Origin of the sequence: Massilia sp. IC2-476 (genome assembly GCF_020707295.1) — a bacterium.
In the GTDB taxonomy this organism is placed as follows: domain Bacteria; phylum Pseudomonadota; class Gammaproteobacteria; order Burkholderiales; family Burkholderiaceae_D; genus Telluria.
The window spans coordinates 16,474-33,715 of record NZ_JAJFER010000003.1; the positions used below are offsets into that span (position 1 = coordinate 16,474).

Annotated in this window: 12 protein-coding genes; 7 read left to right on the forward strand and 5 right to left on the reverse strand. The window is 66.6% G+C overall.

Annotated features, from left to right (window positions below):
* The 4 genes from LK539_RS09025 to prpR all read right to left on the reverse strand — a co-directional run bounded on the left by LK539_RS09025 (position 1) and on the right by prpR (position 5,063).
* Positions 1–750 (reverse strand): DUF4184 family protein, encoded by a 750-nt coding sequence (locus tag LK539_RS09025; protein WP_227800593.1) that lies wholly within the window; start codon positions 748–750, stop codon positions 1–3.
* Between the two features lie 3 nt (positions 751–753).
* Positions 754–1,926, reverse strand: coding sequence for a PLP-dependent aspartate aminotransferase family protein (locus LK539_RS09030; RefSeq protein WP_227800594.1), 1,173 nt, complete (start codon positions 1,924–1,926; stop codon positions 754–756).
* On the reverse strand, positions 1,923–3,302 hold the full coding sequence (locus LK539_RS09035) for a cystathionine beta-synthase (RefSeq protein ID WP_227800595.1): 1,380 nt from the start codon (positions 3,300–3,302) through the stop codon (positions 1,923–1,925). The genes LK539_RS09030 and LK539_RS09035 overlap by 4 nt, the downstream gene beginning before the upstream one ends.
* Before the next feature lie 135 nt (positions 3,303–3,437).
* Entirely contained in the window at positions 3,438–5,063 is a 1,626-nt protein-coding gene (prpR, locus tag LK539_RS09040) for a propionate catabolism operon regulatory protein PrpR (protein ID WP_227800596.1), read from the reverse strand.
* Positions 5,064–5,222: 159 nt separating this feature from the next.
* On the opposite strand from prpR, the gene LK539_RS09045 reads away from it, so the two are divergent.
* From LK539_RS09045 to LK539_RS24470, 7 genes are all read left to right on the forward strand, one after another.
* Complete coding sequence (locus tag LK539_RS09045; protein ID WP_227800597.1) at positions 5,223–5,549, forward strand: DUF485 domain-containing protein; 327 nt, start codon at positions 5,223–5,225, stop codon at positions 5,547–5,549.
* Entirely contained in the window at positions 5,546–7,201 is a 1,656-nt protein-coding gene (locus LK539_RS09050; RefSeq protein ID WP_227800598.1) for a cation acetate symporter, read from the forward strand. The genes LK539_RS09045 and LK539_RS09050 overlap by 4 nt, the downstream gene beginning before the upstream one ends.
* Positions 7,202–7,403: 202 nt before the next feature.
* A complete protein-coding gene (gene prpB / locus LK539_RS09055) occupies positions 7,404–8,294 on the forward strand; it encodes a methylisocitrate lyase (protein WP_227800599.1) in 891 nt (296 codons plus the stop codon).
* Positions 8,295–8,323: 29 nt separating this feature from the next.
* Positions 8,324–9,484 carry a 2-methylcitrate synthase gene (gene prpC, locus LK539_RS09060; protein ID WP_227800600.1) on the forward strand — a complete coding sequence of 387 codons (1,161 nt, stop codon included), beginning with the start codon at positions 8,324–8,326 and terminating at the stop codon, positions 9,482–9,484.
* A 170-nt stretch (positions 9,485–9,654) separates the two neighbouring features.
* Positions 9,655–12,264 (forward strand): Fe/S-dependent 2-methylisocitrate dehydratase AcnD, encoded by a 2,610-nt coding sequence (acnD, locus tag LK539_RS09065; RefSeq protein ID WP_227800601.1) that lies wholly within the window; start codon positions 9,655–9,657, stop codon positions 12,262–12,264.
* Positions 12,265–12,390: 126 nt separating this feature from the next.
* Positions 12,391–13,593 carry a 2-methylaconitate cis-trans isomerase PrpF gene (prpF, locus tag LK539_RS09070; RefSeq protein WP_227800602.1) on the forward strand — a complete coding sequence of 401 codons (1,203 nt, stop codon included), beginning with the start codon at positions 12,391–12,393 and terminating at the stop codon, positions 13,591–13,593.
* A 121-nt stretch (positions 13,594–13,714) separates the two neighbouring features.
* Positions 13,715–16,363 (forward strand): EAL domain-containing protein, encoded by a 2,649-nt coding sequence (locus LK539_RS24470; protein WP_307729096.1) that lies wholly within the window; start codon positions 13,715–13,717, stop codon positions 16,361–16,363.
* 4 nt (positions 16,364–16,367) lie between these two features.
* On the opposite strand, the gene xth is transcribed toward LK539_RS24470, so the two are convergent.
* A complete protein-coding gene (gene xth / locus LK539_RS09090) occupies positions 16,368–17,135 on the reverse strand; it encodes an exodeoxyribonuclease III (protein ID WP_227800603.1) in 768 nt (255 codons plus the stop codon).
* Positions 17,136–17,242: the final 107 nt, after the last annotated feature.

Below are 17,242 nucleotides of genomic sequence, written 5' to 3' on the forward strand. Positions count from 1 at the left end.
TCAGCCCGCGCGCACCGCCATGCGCCGTGCTGCGCTCAGCAGCAGGATGGTGGCGGCTGCCGCTGCCATCGCGGTTACGATCGTGTTGAACAGGCCATGCTCGAAGCTGCGGGCGGGGCGCACCCAGTAACCAGCCGCCGCGCCGGCCACCGTTGCCGCGCCGATGGCGGCGAGCACGGCCTGCCGCTGTACGGCGCTGAGGCGGCCCGGCGGCAACGCGCCGGGTTCGATCCGCGCGAACCAGGCGGCGATCGCCAGCGCGCCGACCAGGCTGCTCAGGTGCTGCAGCAGATTGAACAGGGGGATCGCATGGCTGCCCAACTGCACCGGCGTGCGCAGCAGTTCGACATGCCGCACCACGGCCGTATTCGTATGGGTGAAGGCATCCCAGCCCACGTGGGTGGCGGCGCCCAGCGCCAGCGAGGCCAGCACAATGGCGGCGCCACGCGGCGCGCGCGGCCGCCAGTCATTTTGCGGCGCCATGCGGGCTGCGATGCGCGCCGGCGCCCAGGCCAGGAAGGCGTCACGCAGCAGCAAGTGGTAGGCCAGCCAGACCAGCAGCCCGGCCGGCACGCAGTACAGCAGCACGCCGGCCGCGCTGTGGGTGAAGCCGCCGTTCGCAACCAGGGGCAGGAAGTAGACGAAGTCGGGCGCCATGCTGCCGACCACCAGAGCCGACAGTGAGGTCAGCCGCGGCGCGGCCGCATGCAGCGGCAGCACCGCGGCCGGGTGGCACAGGGTAAAGGGCATGTCTTAGATAGCCGCCAGCGCCCGGCGCAGGTCGTCGCGCTGGTCTTCCAGGTGCTCGATGCCGACCGACAGGCGGATCAGGCCATCGCCGATGCCCAGCTCGGCGCGTTGCTCCGCCGGGATGCTGGCATGGGTCATCAGGGCCGGATGTTCGATCAGGCTTTCCACGCCGCCCAGGCTTTCGGCCAGGGTGAACACTTCGCAGGCTTCCAGGAAGCGGCGTGCTCCCGCCAGATCGGTGGCCAGGTCGATCGAGACGATGCCGCCGAAACCGTTCATCTGGCGTCGCGCCAGTGCGTGCTGCGGGTGCGATTCCAGGCCCGGATAGAACACCTTGCGCACCTTCGGCTGCTGCTGCAGCCACTGGGCCAGGGCCAAGGCGTTGGCGCTGCTGCGCTCCACGCGCAGTGCCAGGGTCTTGATACCGCGCAGCACCAGGAAGCTGTCGAAGGGGCCCTGGATCGCGCCCACCGCGTTCTGGATGAAGCCGAGCTGCTCGCCCAATGCCGCGTGGCGCTCTTCCTTGCCGACCACCGCCACGCCGCCGATCACGTCCGAGTGGCCGTTCATGTACTTGGTGGTCGAGTGCACCACGATGTCGAAGCCCAGTTCCAGCGGGCGCTGGACAATCGGGCTGGCGAAGGTGTTGTCGCACACGGTGATGACGCCGCGCGCCCGGCACAGGGCGGCGATGGCGGCCAGGTCGGCGAGTTTCAGCATGGGGTTGGTCGGGGTCTCGACCCACACCAGTTTCGTCTCCGGCGTCAGGGCCTTGGCCAGCGCATCCGGGTCGGTCAGGTCGGCGTAGCTGAAGGTATGGCCGGCGCTCTTGCGGCGTACGCGCTCGAACAGGCGGAAGGTGCCGCCGTACATGTCGTCGCCCGCCACGATGTGCGAATTGGCCGGCAGCAGTTCCAGCACCGCCGCGATGGCGGCCAGGCCGGAAGCGAAGGCGAAGGCGGCGCTGCCGCTTTCGATGTCGGCCACGCAGCGCTCGAGCGCCCAGCGCGTCGGGTTGTGCGAGCGGCCGTAGTCCAGGCCCTTGTGCACGCCCGGGCTCTCCTGGCGGAAGGTCGAGGTGGCGAAAATCGGCGGCATCACGGCGCCGGTGGCGGGCTCGGGCGCCTGGCCGCCGTGGATCACGCGGGTGGCAAGATGTTTTTTCTGGTCGGTCATGAAAGGGTCCTACGAAGATGGTTGAGCAGGTCGTAGCGGGTAATCAGGCCATAGAAGTGGTCGCCGTCGGCGATCACGGCGGTCAAGCCGCGGTCGAGGATCTCGCGCAGGTGGCCCATGCTGGCGGTCGGGGCCAGGGTCTGCAGCGAGGACGTCATGGTGGAAGAAACGGGCGCACTGAAGTCACCCTGTTTGCCTGTCACGTGCAGCAGCAGGTCCGATTCGTCGATCAGGCCGGCCAGCTTGCCACGCTCGTCGATCACCGGCAACTGCTGCAGGTCGCTGCTGCGCATGCGGTTGAAGGCGGTGAGCAGGGTGTCGGAGGGCGAGACCGTGACCACTTCGCCGGCGTCGTAGCGGCGCCCGATCAGGTCGCGCAGGTCGCCCGTCTTCGGGCGCGTGATCAGGCCCTGGTCGACCATCCAGCCGTCGCTGTAGACCTTGGTGAGATAGCGGGTGCCGGTGTCGCAGACAAAGGTGACCACGCGCTTGGGACGGGTCTGTTCGCGGCAGTAGCGCAGGGCGGCGGCCAGCAGGGTGCCGGTGGAGGAGCCGGCCAGGATGCCTTCCTGCTGCAGCAGCAGGCGGGCGGTGTTGAAGCTTTCTTCGTCGGGAATCGTGTAGGCCTTCTTCACGCGCGACAGGTCGGCAATGCCGGGGATGAAGTCTTCGCCGATGCCCTCGACCGCCCACGAGCCGGCATCGGTGCGCAGCACGCCGGTGTTGATGTAGTCCGCCAGGATCGAGCCCTTCGGGTCGGCCAGTACGAACTCCAGGTTCGGCTGCGTCTTCCTGAAGTAGCGCGACAGGCCGGTGAGGGTGCCGGAGGAGCCGACGCCGACCACGATCGCATCGAGCCTGTGGTTGACCTGGTCCCAGATCTCGGGGCCGGTGGTGGTTTCATGGGCGCGCGGGTTGGCCGGATTGTTGAATTGGTCGGCGAACCAGGCGCCGGGAATCTCTTTCGCCAGGCGCGCCGCATAGTCCTGGTAATACTCGGGGTGGCCCTTGCCGACGTCGGAGCGGGTCAGGTGGATTTCGGCGCCGAGCGCCTTCAGGTGCAGGACCTTCTCGGCCGCCATCTTGTCCGGCACCACCAGCACCACGCGGTAGCCCTTGATGCGCGCCACCAGCGCCAGGCCCAGGCCGGTGTTGCCGGCGGTGGCTTCGACCACGGTGCCGCCCGGCTGCAAATGGCCGTCGTGCTCGGCCTGTTCGATCATGGCGCGGCCGATGCGGTCCTTGATGGAGCCGCCGGGATTCTGGGATTCGAGTTTCAGGAACAGCTGGCATGGACCGGTGTCGATCCGGGTCACTTCAATCAGGGGGGTGTCACCGATCAGGGAAAACAGTGCAGCTTGCGACGCATGTTGCATAGTGCCTCCGAAAGGCCGGGCAGGGCCCGGGCGGTGCGCCGCTTCGTGGGCGGCGCTATACGAAGAGCTGGCTTTGTATGGATGCCAGGCCATGTAAAAATGTCATGATACGGCGAATATCTGCGTCAGTGTTGATCAGGATGGTGTCTCGGACTTCAAACGGCGCCACAGAGTCGTGCGGCTGATGCCGAGATGCCGCGCCGCCGCATCGCGCTGTCCGCCGAACCGGGCAAGCACGTCCGCAAGGCTTTCCGTATCCGGCCTGGGCGAGGACAGGGCGGGATCATCGGCGCTGCCCTTGGCTAGCTCTGGAGCAATCGACACCAGGAAACTCGGAGTCAGCGCCTGCAAGGGTTCGGCCGCCAGGAACAGGGCCAGCCGTTCCATCAGGTTGCGCAGCTCGCGCACATTGCCCGGCCAGGCGTAGGCTTCGAGCAGCGACGCGCAGGCACGCAACTCGGCGTGCAGGTTCGGATGCGGCCGGGCGCCGAGCGCGGCCAGCGCGTGCTTGAGCGACCACTCCGCCAGCGGAACGATGTCGGCGTCGCGCTCGCGCAGCGGCGGCAGCGCCAGGCGCAGCACCGCCAGGCGATAGAACAGGTCGGCGCGAAAGCGCCCCTCGCGCACGCGCGCTTCCAGGTCGCAGTGGGTGGCGCTGATCACGCGCACCTCGATTGGCACCGGCCGGGTGCCGCCCACGCGCATCACTTCGCGCTCTTCCAGCACGCGCAATAGGCGCGTCTGCAGGGCGAGCGGCATCTCGCCGATCTCGTCGAGGAACAGGGTGCCGCCGTTGGCGGCCTCGAACAGCCCCGCATGGCCGCCGCGCCGCGCGCCCGTAAAGGCGCCTTCCTCGTGGCCGAACAGTTCCGATTCCAGCAGCGATTCGGCGATCGCGCCGCAGTTCACCGCCACGAAGGGACGGTTGGCCGCGCGGTGCGGGCCTTCGCGGTGGATGGCCTGCGCCACCAGTTCCTTGCCGCTGCCGGTCTCGCCCTGGATCAGCACCGTGGCCGGCGAGCGCGCGTACAGCAGCACGGTCTGGCGCAGGCGCTCCATCGCGCCGGACTCGCCGCGCAGGTCGTTCAGGCCGCGGCGCACGCGGCGTCCTTCGGGTGCGGGGCCGCGGCGAGCCCGGCCCGCTTCCAGCCGGGTCAGGCGCGCCGTCTCGAGCGCGTCGTCGAAGGCCTGGCGGATCGAGGCCGCCGAGTACAGGAACACGCCGGTCAGGCCGGCTTCCTCGGCCAGGTCGGTGATCAGGCCGGCGCCGACGATGACCTCGATGCCGGCCGCCTTCAGTTCGTTGATGCCGGCGCGCGCGTCCTCTTCGGTCACGTAGGTGCGCTGGACGATGTCGATGCCGAAGGTGTCGGCGAACTCGGCCAGTTCGCGCAGGGATTCCTGGTAGGTGATGACGGCGATGCGCGTCGAGACGCGGCGCGCGCGCGCCAGCGCCTGCATCACGTCGAAGCCGCTGGCCTTGGCCACCACCACCGGCACCGAGATGCGGCCCTTGAGGTAGGCGGCGTTGGAGCCGGCCGCGATCACCACATCGCAATGCTCGGTCGCGAGCCGCTCGCGCAGGCTGCGCGCCGCTTCGTCGAAGCCCAGGTGCAGCGGCTCGATCGACGCCAGGTGGTCGTATTCGAGGGTGATGTCGCGGAACAGGTCGGACAGGCGCGACACCGAGACGGTCCAGATGACGGGCTTGTCGGCGCTGTCGGCAGGGCTGCCTGCGCTCTTGCGTGGGGCGTAACTCATGTTTCAAGTGTAGCCGATTCCATGCCCGCTGTTTCAGCCTGGAACACCATCGCCGTCAGTTCCGCGTAAGGCAGCGTAAGAATGAGGTAAGGGCGCGCCCGTAGGATGGACCCAGCCCTGAATAACAGGCATCACCAGAATAGATAACCGGAGACACAATTGGATCAAGACGTTGTACATCGGGTCAAGTCCGACCCCAACTATCGCAAGCTGGTCACGAAGCGCTCGCGCTTCGGCTGGATTCTCACCTGGAGCATGATGGTCGTGTATTACGGCTTCACGCTGCTCTGCGCCTTCGACAAGGAATTTATGGGCAGCCGTTTCGGCGACGGCGTCATGACCTGGGGCATTCCGCTGGGCCTGTTCGTCATCCTGTTCACCGTGGTCGTCACCGCCATCTACGTGCGCCGCGCCAACGGCGAATACGACGAGCTGACCGAGGCCATCAAGGCCAAGGCAGCCTCCTCGCGCCAGGAGGCCGCATGAAGACCCGTGCCCTGAGCTTCCTTTCCCTGCTGGCCCTGAGTGGCGCCGCATGGGCCGCGCCCGACCTCGGCCAGGCCACCAAGCAGGCCACCAACTGGACCGCGATCAGCATGTTCGCGATCTTCGTCGTGCTGACCCTGTTCATCACCAAATGGGCCGCGGCCAAGACCCGCTCGGCCTCCGACTTCTACACCGCCGGCGGCGGTATCTCGGGCTTCCAGAACGGCCTGGCGATCGCCGGTGACTTCATGTCGGCGGCCTCCTTCCTCGGCATTTCCGCCGCCGTGTTCCTGGACGGCTTCGATGGCCTGATTTACGCGATCGGCTTCCTGGTCGGCTGGCCGGTGATCACCTTCCTGATGGCCGAGCGCCTGCGCAACCTGGGCCGCTTCACCTTTGCCGACGTCGCCGCCTACCGCTTCCACCAGAAGCCGATCCGCGTGTTCGCGGCCTCCGGCACCCTGGTCGTGGTCGCGTTTTACCTGATCGCGCAGATGGTCGGCGCCGGCCAGCTGATCAAGCTGCTCTTCGGCCTGGAATACTGGATCGCGGTCGTCATCGTCGGCGTGCTGATGATGGTCTACGTGCTGTTCGGCGGCATGACCGCGACCACCTGGGTGCAGATCATCAAGGCCGTCATGCTGCTGGCAGGCGCGTCCTTCATGGCCTTCTCGGTGCTGGCGCAGTACAACTTCAGCCCTGAAAAGCTGTTCGCGACCGCGACCGAAGTGCACGCCAAGGGCGACTCGATCATGGGCCCGGGCGGCTTCCTGAAAGACCCGATCTCGGCAGTCTCCTTCGGCATGGCGCTGATGTTCGGCACCGCCGGCCTGCCGCACATCCTGATGCGCTTCTTCACCGTCCCGAGCGCGAAAGAAGCCCGCAAGTCGGTGCTGTGGGCCACCACCTGGATCGGCTACTTCTACATCCTCACCTTCATCATCGGCTTCGGCGCGATCGTGCTGGTCGGGACCAACCCGGACTTCAAGGACGCGGCAGGCAAGCTCCTCGGCGGTAACAACATGGCGGCGGTGCACCTGGCCAAGGCCGTGGGCGGCGACATCTTCCTGGGCTTCATCTCGGCGGTGGCCTTCGCGACCATCCTGGCGGTGGTGGCCGGCCTGACCCTGTCGGGCGCCTCGGCCGTGTCGCACGACCTGTACGCCACCGTGTTCAAGAAGGGCAATGCCAACAGCGCCGACGAACTGAAGGTCTCGAAGATCACCACCATCGCGCTGGGCGTCATCGCCGTGCTGCTGGGGATTGCCTTCGAGAAGCAGAACGTCGCCTTCATGGTGTCGCTGGCCTTCGCGATCGCGGCTTCGGCCAACTTCCCGGTGCTGTTCATGTCGGTGCTGTGGAAGGATTGCACCACCCGCGGCGCCACCGTGGGCGGCTTCCTGGGCCTGGCCACCGCCGTGATCCTGACCCTGGTGTCGAAGTCGGTGTGGGTCGACGTGCTCGGCAACGCCGCGCCGATCTTCCCCTACACCTCGCCGGCGATCTTCTCCATGGCCGTGGGCTTCTTCGGCATCTGGTTCTTCTCGGTGACCGACAAGAGCCCGCGCGCAGCGATCGACAAGGCCGGCTTCGAAGCGCAGGAAGTGCGTTCGGAAACCGGCATCGGCGCCGCCGCAGCGTCCGGCCACTAAGCCTTCCGGCTCTGCCAGAACCCCGCTGCGGCGGGGTTTTTTTATTGCTACAATGTTTCATTTGCGTTTCAGATTGCGTTTCAGTGAAACATTTGATTGGGTCCTACACCCGCTAAGTACCTGATTTTTCGCAGGAACAAGACTGGCACGTCCCTTGCATTGGTAATCCGCATTCGACCAACGCATCATTGAAAGGTTAAGCATGACTCATCACTCCGCCGGCGCCGCGTTCCGCAAAGCCGTCCAGGAAGAATCCCCGCTGCAGGTCATCGGCGCGATCAACGCCAACCACGCGCTGCTGGCCAAGCGCGCCGGCTACCGCGCCATCTACCTGTCGGGCGGCGGCGTCGCCGCCGGTTCGCTGGGCCTGCCGGACCTGGGCATCTCGAGCCTGGAAGACGTCCTGATCGACGTGCGCCGCATCACCGACGTCTGCGACCTGCCGCTGCTGGTCGACATCGACACCGGTTTCGGCGCATCGGCCTTCAACGTGGCGCGCACCGTGCGCTCGCTCATCAAGGCCGGCGCCGCCGCCTGCCACATCGAAGACCAGGTCGGCGCCAAGCGTTGCGGCCACCGCCCGGGCAAGGAAATCGTCAGCAAGGACGAGATGGTCGACCGCGTCAAGGCGGCCGCCGACGCGCGTACCGACGATGACTTCGTGATCATGGCCCGCACCGACGCGCTGGCCGTGGAAGGCCTGGACGCTGCCATCGAGCGCGCCGTCGCCTGCGTGGAAGCGGGCGCCGACATGATCTTCCCGGAAGCGATGACCAGCCTGGAGATGTACAAACAGTTCGCCGACGCCGTCAAGGTGCCGGTGCTGGCCAACATCACCGAGTTCGGCTCGACCCCGCTGTTCACGCTCGACGAACTGCGCAGTGCGAATGTCAGCATCGCCCTGTATCCGCTGTCGGCCTTCCGCGCCATGAACAAGGCAGCCGAGAACGTCTACAACGCGATCCGCCGCGACGGCACCCAGAAGAACGTGCTGGACACGATGCAGACCCGTGCGGAACTGTACGACCGCATCGACTATCACAGCTACGAGCAGAAGCTCGACGCGCTGTTCGCCCAGAAGAAAACCAAATAAATCACCTCGAGAACACAGGAGATCCACGCATGAGCACCCAGAACAACGAGACCCCAACGTTCAAGCCGAAGAAGTCGGTGGCCCTGTCCGGCGTCGCCGCCGGCAATACCGCGCTCTGCTCGGTGGGCAAGTCCGGCAACGATCTGCACTACCGCGGCTATGACATCCTGGACGTCGCCACCACCTGCGAATTCGAAGAGATCGCCTACCTGCTGGTGCACGGCAAGCTGCCGACGAGCGCTGAACTGAAGGGCTACAAGGCCAAGCTGAAGTCCTTGCGCGGGCTGCCGCAAGCCGTCAAGAGCGCGCTGGAAGCGCTGCCGGCCGGCGCCCACCCGATGGACGTGATGCGCACCGGGGTATCCGTGCTGGGCTGCACGCTGCCGGAAAAGGACGACCACAACATCCCGGGCGCGCGCGATATCGCCGACCGCCTGATGGCGTCCTTCGGTTCGATGCTGCTGTACTGGTACCACTTCAGTCATAGTGGCAAGCGCATCGACGTCGAGACCGACGACGACTCGATCGGCGGCCACTTCCTGCACCTGCTGCACGGCGAAAAGCCACGCGAGTCCTGGGTGCGCGCGATGCACACCTCGCTGATCCTGTACGCGGAACACGAGTTCAACGCCTCGACCTTTACCTCCCGCGTGATCGCCGGTACCGGCTCGGACATCCACTCGGCCATCACCGGCGCAATCGGTGCGCTGCGCGGTCCGAAACATGGCGGTGCGAACGAAGTGGCGCTGGACATCCAGAAGCGCTATGAGAATGCCGACGAAGCCGAAGCGGACATCCGCAACCGCGTCGCCAACAAGGAAGTCGTGATCGGTTTCGGCCACCCGGTGTACACCATCAGCGACCCGCGTAACGTCGTGATCAAGGAAGTGGCGCGCACACTGTCGCAGGAAGCCGGCTCCATGAAGATGTTCGACATCGCCGAGCGCCTGGAGTCGGTGATGTGGGAAGTCAAGAAGATGTTCCCGAACCTGGACTGGTTCTCGGCCGTGTCCTACCACATGATGGGCGTGCCGACCGCCATGTTCACGCCGCTGTTCGTCATCTCGCGTACCTCCGGCTGGGCCGCGCACATCATCGAGCAGCGCATCGACAACAAGATCATCCGCCCGAGCGCGAACTATGTGGGTCCGGAGGATCTGCAGTTTGTGCCGATTGGGGATCGGAAGTAAGCTTAGTACACGCGGCCCCAAGACCGTCGTACCGGCGAAGGCCGGTACCCAAGTTTGGTTGCGGTGCCACTCACGCGAAATTGGATCCCGGCCTTCGCCGGGATGACGGTTTTCAGGGTGGCTAACCAATCAGGCGTATCGAGTATACCGAGCCTTAATCGAGATTCATCATGATGAACACCAACCACCGCAAACCCCTCCCAGGCACCTCGCTGGACTACTTCGACACGCGCGCCGCGGTCGAGGCCATCCAGCCCGGCGCCTATGACACGCTGCCGTACACCTCGCGCGTGCTGGCCGAGAACCTGGTCCGCCGTTGCGACCCGGCCAGCATGACCGATTCGCTCAAGCAGATCATCGAACGCAAGCGCGACCTCGACTTCCCCTGGTTCCCCGCGCGCGTGGTCTGCCACGACATCCTGGGCCAGACCGCGCTGGTCGACCTGGCCGGCCTGCGCGACGCCATCGCCGAGCAGGGTGGCGACCCCGCCCTGGTCAACCCAGTGGTCCCGACCCAGCTGGTCGTCGACCACTCGCTGGCCGTCGAGTGCGGCGGCTTCGATCCGGACGCCTTTGCCAAGAACCGCGCCATCGAGGACCGCCGCAACGAAGACCGCTTCCACTTCATCGAGTGGACCAAGAAGGCCTTCCAGAACGTCGACGTGATCCCGCCGGGGAACGGCATCCTGCACCAGATTAACCTGGAGCGCATGTCGCCCGTCATCCAGCAGGAGAAGGGCGTCGCCTATCCGGACACCCTGGTCGGCACCGACTCGCATACCCCGATGGTCGACGCGCTGGGCGTGATCGCGATCGGGGTGGGCGGACTGGAAGCCGAGAGCGTCATGCTGGGCCGCGCGTCCTGGATGCGCCTGCCGGACATCGTCGGCGTCGAGCTGACCGGCAAACCGCAGCCCGGCATCACCGCCACCGACATCGTGCTGGCGCTGACCGAGTTCCTGCGCAAGTCGAAGGTGGTCTCGGCCTACCTCGAGTTCTACGGCGAAGGCGCATCGAGCCTGACCCTGGGCGACCGCGCCACCATCTCCAACATGGCCCCGGAGTTCGGCGCCACCGCGGCGATGTTCTACATCGACGAGCAGACCATCAAGTACCTGCGCCTGACCGGCCGCGAAGAAGAGACCGTGCAACTGGTCGAGGCCTATGCGAAGGAAGCCGGCCTGTGGGCCGACAGCCTCAAGACCGCCCAGTACGAACGCGTCCTGAGCTTCGACCTGTCGTCCGTGGTGCGCAACATCGCCGGCCCCTCGAACCCGCACAAGCGTGTGCCGACCTCGGAACTGGCGGAGCGCGGCATCGCCGGCAAGGTCGAGAACGAAGCCGGCCTGATGCCGGATGGCGCCGTCATCATCGCGGCGATCACCAGCTGCACCAACACCAACAATCCGCGCAACATGATCGCGGCCGGCCTGATTGCCCGCAACGCCAACCGCGCCGGCCTCACGCGCAAATCCTGGGTCAAGAGCTCGCTCGCGCCGGGGTCGAAAGCCGTGGCCCTGTACCTGGAAGAAGCCGGCCTGATGCCGGAACTGGAAAAGCTGGGCTTCGGCGTGGTGGCTTTTGCCTGCACCACCTGCAACGGCATGAGCGGCGCGCTCGATCCAACGATCCAGCAGGAAATCATCGAACGCGACCTGTACGCGACGGCCGTCCTGTCGGGCAACCGCAACTTCGACGGCCGCATCCACCCTTACGCCAAGCAGGCCTTCCTGGCCTCGCCGGCGCTGGTGGTGGCCTATGCGATCGCCGGCACCATCCGCTTCGACATCGAGAAGGATGTGCTGGGCGTGGACGCTTCCGGTAAAGAGATTCGCCTGGCCGACCTGTGGCCGTCGGACGAAGAGATCGATGCCGTCGTGGCCAGCAGCGTCAAGCCGGAGCAGTTCCGCAAGGTCTATACGCCGATGTTCGCCCGTGTCGCGGACGATGGCGAGAAGGTGAGCCCGCTGTACGACTGGCGTCCGCAGAGTACCTACATCCGCCGTCCGCCGTATTGGGAAGGCGCGCTGGCCGGCGAGCGTACTTTGGCCGGCATGCGTCCGCTGGCGGTCCTGGGCGACAACATCACCACCGACCACCTGTCGCCGTCGAACGCGATCCTGCTGGACTCCGCCGCCGGCGAGTACCTGGCGAAGATGGGCCTGCCGGAAGAGGACTTCAATTCCTATGCCACGCACCGCGGCGACCACCTGACGGCGCAGCGCGCAACCTTCGCCAACCCAACGCTCAAGAACGAAATGGTGCGTGACGCGATGGGCAACGTGAAGGCGGGTTCGCTGGCGCGTATCGAGCCGGAAGCTACGGTTACGCGCATGTGGGAAGCGATCGAGACCTACATGGAGCGCAAGCAGCCCCTGATCGTGATCGCCGGCGCCGACTACGGCCAGGGCTCGTCGCGTGACTGGGCGGCCAAGGGCGTGCGCCTGGCGGGCGTGGAAGCGATCGTGGCCGAAGGCTTCGAGCGTATCCACCGCACCAACCTGGTCGGCATGGGCGTGCTGCCGCTGGAGTTCAAGCCGGGCGTGAACCGCCTGACACTGGGCATCGACGGCACCGAGACCTTCGATGTGATTGGCGCACGCACGCCGCGCGCCGACCTAACGCTCGTGATCCATCGCAAGAACGGCGAGCGCGTCGAGGTGCCGGTGACCTGCCGTCTCGATACCGCCGAGGAAGTGGCGATTTATGATGCGGGTGGGGTCTTGCAGCGTTTTGCGCAGGATTTCCTGGAATCGTCGGCTCCCAAAGCTGCTGCATGACTGTAGGGTGGGCGGATTTCCCGCCCACGCGGTCAACCATTATGTGAATGGTCGCGACGCGATTTGAATGCGTCGGCTGACCGCGTGGGCGGCGAAGCCGCCCACCCTACACAACCGGACAATGTAATGGCCTTTACACCCCAAATCAAAATCCCCGCCACCTACATGCGTGGCGGCACCAGCAAAGGCGTCTTCTTCCGCTTGCAAGACCTTCCCGCAGCCGCCCAGACACCCGGCGCGGCGCGCGATGCGCTCCTGCTGCGCGTGATCGGCAGCCCCGACCCCTACGGCAAGCAGATCGACGGCATGGGCGGCGCCACGTCGAGCACCAGCAAGGCCGTGATCGTCGCGAAAAGCGACCGTGATGACCACGACGTCGACTACCTGTTCGGCCAGGTCTCGATCGACAAGCCCTTCGTCGACTGGAGCGGCAATTGCGGCAACCTGTCCTCGGCCGTCGGCTCGTTCGCCATCGCCAGCGGCCTGGTCGAACCAGGCCGCGTGCCGCAAAGCGGCATGGCCACGGTGCGCATCTGGCAGGCGAACATCGGCAAGACCATCATCGCCCACGTCCCAGTGACCGACGGCCAGGTGCAGGAAACCGGCGACTTCGAACTCGACGGCGTCACCTTCCCGGCGGCCGAAGTGCAGCTGGAATTCCTCGACCCGGCGGCCGAGGAAGAGGGCGCCGGCGGGTCGATGTTCCCGACCGGGAACCTGGTCGACGAACTCGAGGTGCCGGGCGTCGGCACCTTGAAGGCGACCATGATCAATGCCGGCATCCCGACCATCTTCGTGAACGCGGAGGCGATCGGCTATACGGGCACGGAGCTGCAGGACGCCATCAACGGCGACCCGCGCGCGCTCGCGATGTTCGAGACCATCCGCGCCCACGGCGCCCTGCGCATGGGCCTGATCTCCAGCATCGAGGATGCGGCCAAGCGCCAGCACACCCCGAAGGTCGCCTTCGTGGCCAGGCCCGCCAGCTACGTCGCCTCCAGCGGCAAGCAGGTCAATGCGTCCGACGTCGACCTGCTGGTGCGCGCGCTCTCGATGGGCAAGCTGCACCACGCGATGATGGGCACCGCCGCGGTGGCGATCGGTACCGCGGCCGCGATCCCGGGCACCCTGGTGAACCTGGCGGCCGGCGGCGAAGGTGGGGAAAATAAGCGCACCGCGGTGCGCTTTGGCCACCCGTCCGGCACCCTGCGGGTCGGGGCCGAGGCGGTCCAGGCGAATGGCGAGTGGACGGTCGCGAAGGCGATCATGAGCCGCAGCGCGCGCGTGCTGATGGAAGGCTGGGTGCGTGTACCTGGAGATTGTTTCTAGACCATCGCGTTGATGGGCCGCAACAACACGGCCCGTTTGCGTTCCTGTTAGTTATGGAACAGCAAGCATTTGTGGTTTATGATTGCTAAAAGGCAAGCCAGCCCATAGCAAAAAAACCATAATGGACCGACTCCCAAGCAAGCATGCGCTCGTCGCCGGGCTCGCCACCGCGGGCGCCGCGGCGCAGGCGCAGGCCAAGGGCGCGGACCTCGAGCAGGAACTGCTGCACGTCGCCTTGCGCGAGCAGCACGCCATCCTGGAAAACGCGCCGGTCGGCATCGCCTTCACCTTGCCGGGCCAGTTCAAGTCCTGCAATCCGCGCATCTGCGAGATGCTCGGCTATTCCTACGCCGAGTTGTGCCGGCTGCGCCCGGTCGACATCTTCGCCACCCCCGAGGCCTATCACGTGCTGGTCCAGGAAGCCTATCCGGTGCTGGCCGGCGGCGGCCTGTATGAGAAGGGCGAGCAGCCGTTCCGGCGCCGCGACGGCTCCATCATGTGGGCGCGCCTGCGCGGCCGCGCGGTGGACCCGAACGCGCGCGAAGCCGGCACCATCTGGATCGCCGAGGACGTGACCGATGCGCGCCAGGCGCTGCTCGAGGTGCAGGCCATCATGAACAACGCGACGGTCGGCATCATGTACACCCGCAACCGGGTCATTCACCGCTACAACCCCGCCTTCGGCCGCATGTTCGGCTACCGCGACGGCGAGGCGCTGGGCCGCTCGACCCGCATCGTGTATCCGGACGACGCGTCCTTCCAGGAGTTCGGGACCACGGCCTACCCGCAGCTGGCGCAGGGCCTGCCTTACCGCGCCGAGACCGAGCTGGTACGCAAGGACGGCAGCCGCATCTGGGGCCAGCTCAACGGCTACCTGTTCAACCCGGACGACCCCGAGCTCGGCGCGATATGGATGTTCGAGGACCGCACGCGCGAGCGCCACGACGAAATCCAGCTGCGCAACGCGCTGATGGAAAACCGCGCCATCCTCGACAACGCGGTGCTGGGCATCGCGGTGGTCGAGAGCGGCGTGACCCTGCATTGCAACAGCAAGATGGAAGAGCTGTTCGGCAGCCCGGCGGGCGGCATGGACGGCACCCCGGTGCGCGCGCTCTACCCGGACGAAGGCGCCTGGCGCACGGCGCGCGCCGATACCCTGCGCAGCTTCGGGACAGGGCAGGTGCACACTGCCGAATACCGGATGGCGCGCCGCGACGGCACCCTGTTCTGGGCGCGCCTGTCGGGACGCCTGTTCGACATGGCCGACAAGGCCGGGCGCAGCGTCTGGATGATCGACGACGTCACCAGCCAGCGCGAGGCGGCCGACGCGATCCGCCGTGCCCGTGACGAACTCGAGATCCGCGTGGCCGCGCGCACCGCCGAACTGGCAGGCGCGAATGCGCTGCTGCAGGAAGAGATCGCGGAGCGGCGCCAGGCCGAGGCGCGCGTGCACCACATGGCGTATTACGACAGCCTGACCCGGCTGCCGAACCGCGTGCTGCTGTCCGACCGCCTCGACTGCGCCCTGCGCGCCGCGCACCGCAACGGGCAAAGGCTGGCCGTGATGTTCCTCGACCTCGACCGCTTCAAGACCATCAACGATTCGCTCGGCCACGCGATCGGCGACCAGCTGCTGCGCGAAGTAGGGCGGCGCCTGTGCGAGTCGGTGCGCGAGAGCGACACGGTGGCGCGCCTGGGCGGCGACGAGTTCGTGGTGCTGCTGCCGGACGTCGGCGGGCCCGACGAATGCGCGCTGGTGGGCGACAAGATCATCGATGCGCTGGCCACGCCCTTCCCGCTGGAAGGCCACAGCCTGCACATCACGCCCTCGATCGGGATCTGCCTGTGCCCGGACGACGGCAACGACGTCGACACCCTGATGCGCCATGCCGACGCGGCGATGTACCACGCCAAGGCGCTGGGGCGCAACAACTACCAGTTCTTCGACCAGCGCATGAACCAGGCGGCGGCGCGCCGCTTCGAGCTGGAATCGAACCTGCGCGGGGCGCTCGCGCGCGGCGAGTTCGAGCTGCACTACCAGCCCATCATCAGCACCGCCACCCGCCGCCTGCACGCGCTCGAGGTGCTGCTGCGCTGGCGGCGCGGGGCGCAGTTCGACAATGTACTGGTCGGCCCGGACGAGTTCATCCCGATCCTGGAAGAGAACGGCATGATCGTCACAGTCGGGGAGTGGGTGATCCGCACTGCCTGCGAGCAGAGCATGGCCTGGCAGGCGCTGGGCCTGCCCGCGGTGCCGCTGGCGATCAACCTGTCGGCGCGCCAGTTCATGCACGACGGGCTGGTGGAATCGATCCGGGGCATCGTCGGCGCGACCGGCATCGATCCGGCGCTGGTCGAGTTCGAGATCACCGAGACCGCGCTGATGCAGCACGGCGGCCAGACCCTGGACACGCTGCGCCAGATTAACGGCATGGGCATGCGCGTATCGATCGACGACTTCGGCACCGGCTACTCGAGCCTGGCCTACCTGAAGCGCTTCCCGGTCCGCAAGATCAAGATCGATAGGGCCTTCGTGCGCGAGCTGGAGGCGAGTTCGGAAGACCGCGCCATCGTGGCCGCCGTGATGGCGCTGGCCAACAGTCTGCAGCTGTCGGTGGTGGCCGAAGGCGTCGAGACCGAAGGGCAGTACGCGCTGCTGGGCGGCTACGGCTGCCAGTACGCCCAGGGCTACCTGTTCGCGCGCCCGCTGCCGGCAAGCGATGCGGCGCGCCTGCTGGTCGATTCGGCGCTGGACGCGATCACCGGTTAAGCGCTCACTCCGCCAGTGTCGCCACCACCGGTGCGTGGTCCGAGGGCTGCTCCCACTTGCGCGTCTCGCGGTCGATGTGGCAGGCGGTGCAGCGCTCCGCCAGTGCGCTTGATAGCAGGATGTGGTCGATGCGCAGGCCGCGGTTGCGGCGGAAGGCCATCTGGCGGTAGTCCCACCAGCTGTACTGTTTTTCCGGCTGTTCGAACAGGCGGAAGGCGTCGTGAAGGCCGAGCGCCGTCAAGCGCTGCAGTGCTTCGCGCTCGGGCGGGGTGAAGTGGATGTGGTTTTCCCATTCGGCCGGGTCGTGCACGTCGCGCGCTTCCGGCGCGATGTTGTAGTCGCCCAGCACGGCCAGCTGCGGATGCGCGCGCATCTCGGCTGCCACCCACTCGTGCAGGCCAGCCAGCCAGGCCATCTTATAGGCGAACTTGTCGCTGCCGATTTCCTGGCCGTTCACCACGTAGGCGCAGATGATGCGCATGCCCTGGATGGTGGCGGCGATCAGGCGCTGCTGCTCGTCCTCGAAATACGGGTTGCCTTTCTGGACGTCCTCGATCGGATGCTTCGACACGATCGCCACCCCGTTATAGGTCTTCTGGCCGGTGAAGGCGACCTGGTAGCCGGCCTCGTTCAGCGCGGCCACGGGAAACTTGTCGTCGGTGAGCTTGGTCTCCTGGATGCACAGCACGTCGACCGGATTCGCCTCCAGCCAGGCAAGCAGGTGCGGCAGACGGATTTTCAGCGAATTGACGTTCCAGGTGGCGATGTTCATGGTATGCGGTGAGCTGTGTTTAAAGGAGCGCCGCCGCTTGCGGGCGGCAAGCATCAGCGGCGGCCGCATCATACCCGATCGGCGCACCAGGAGTGGGGCCGGGCCGC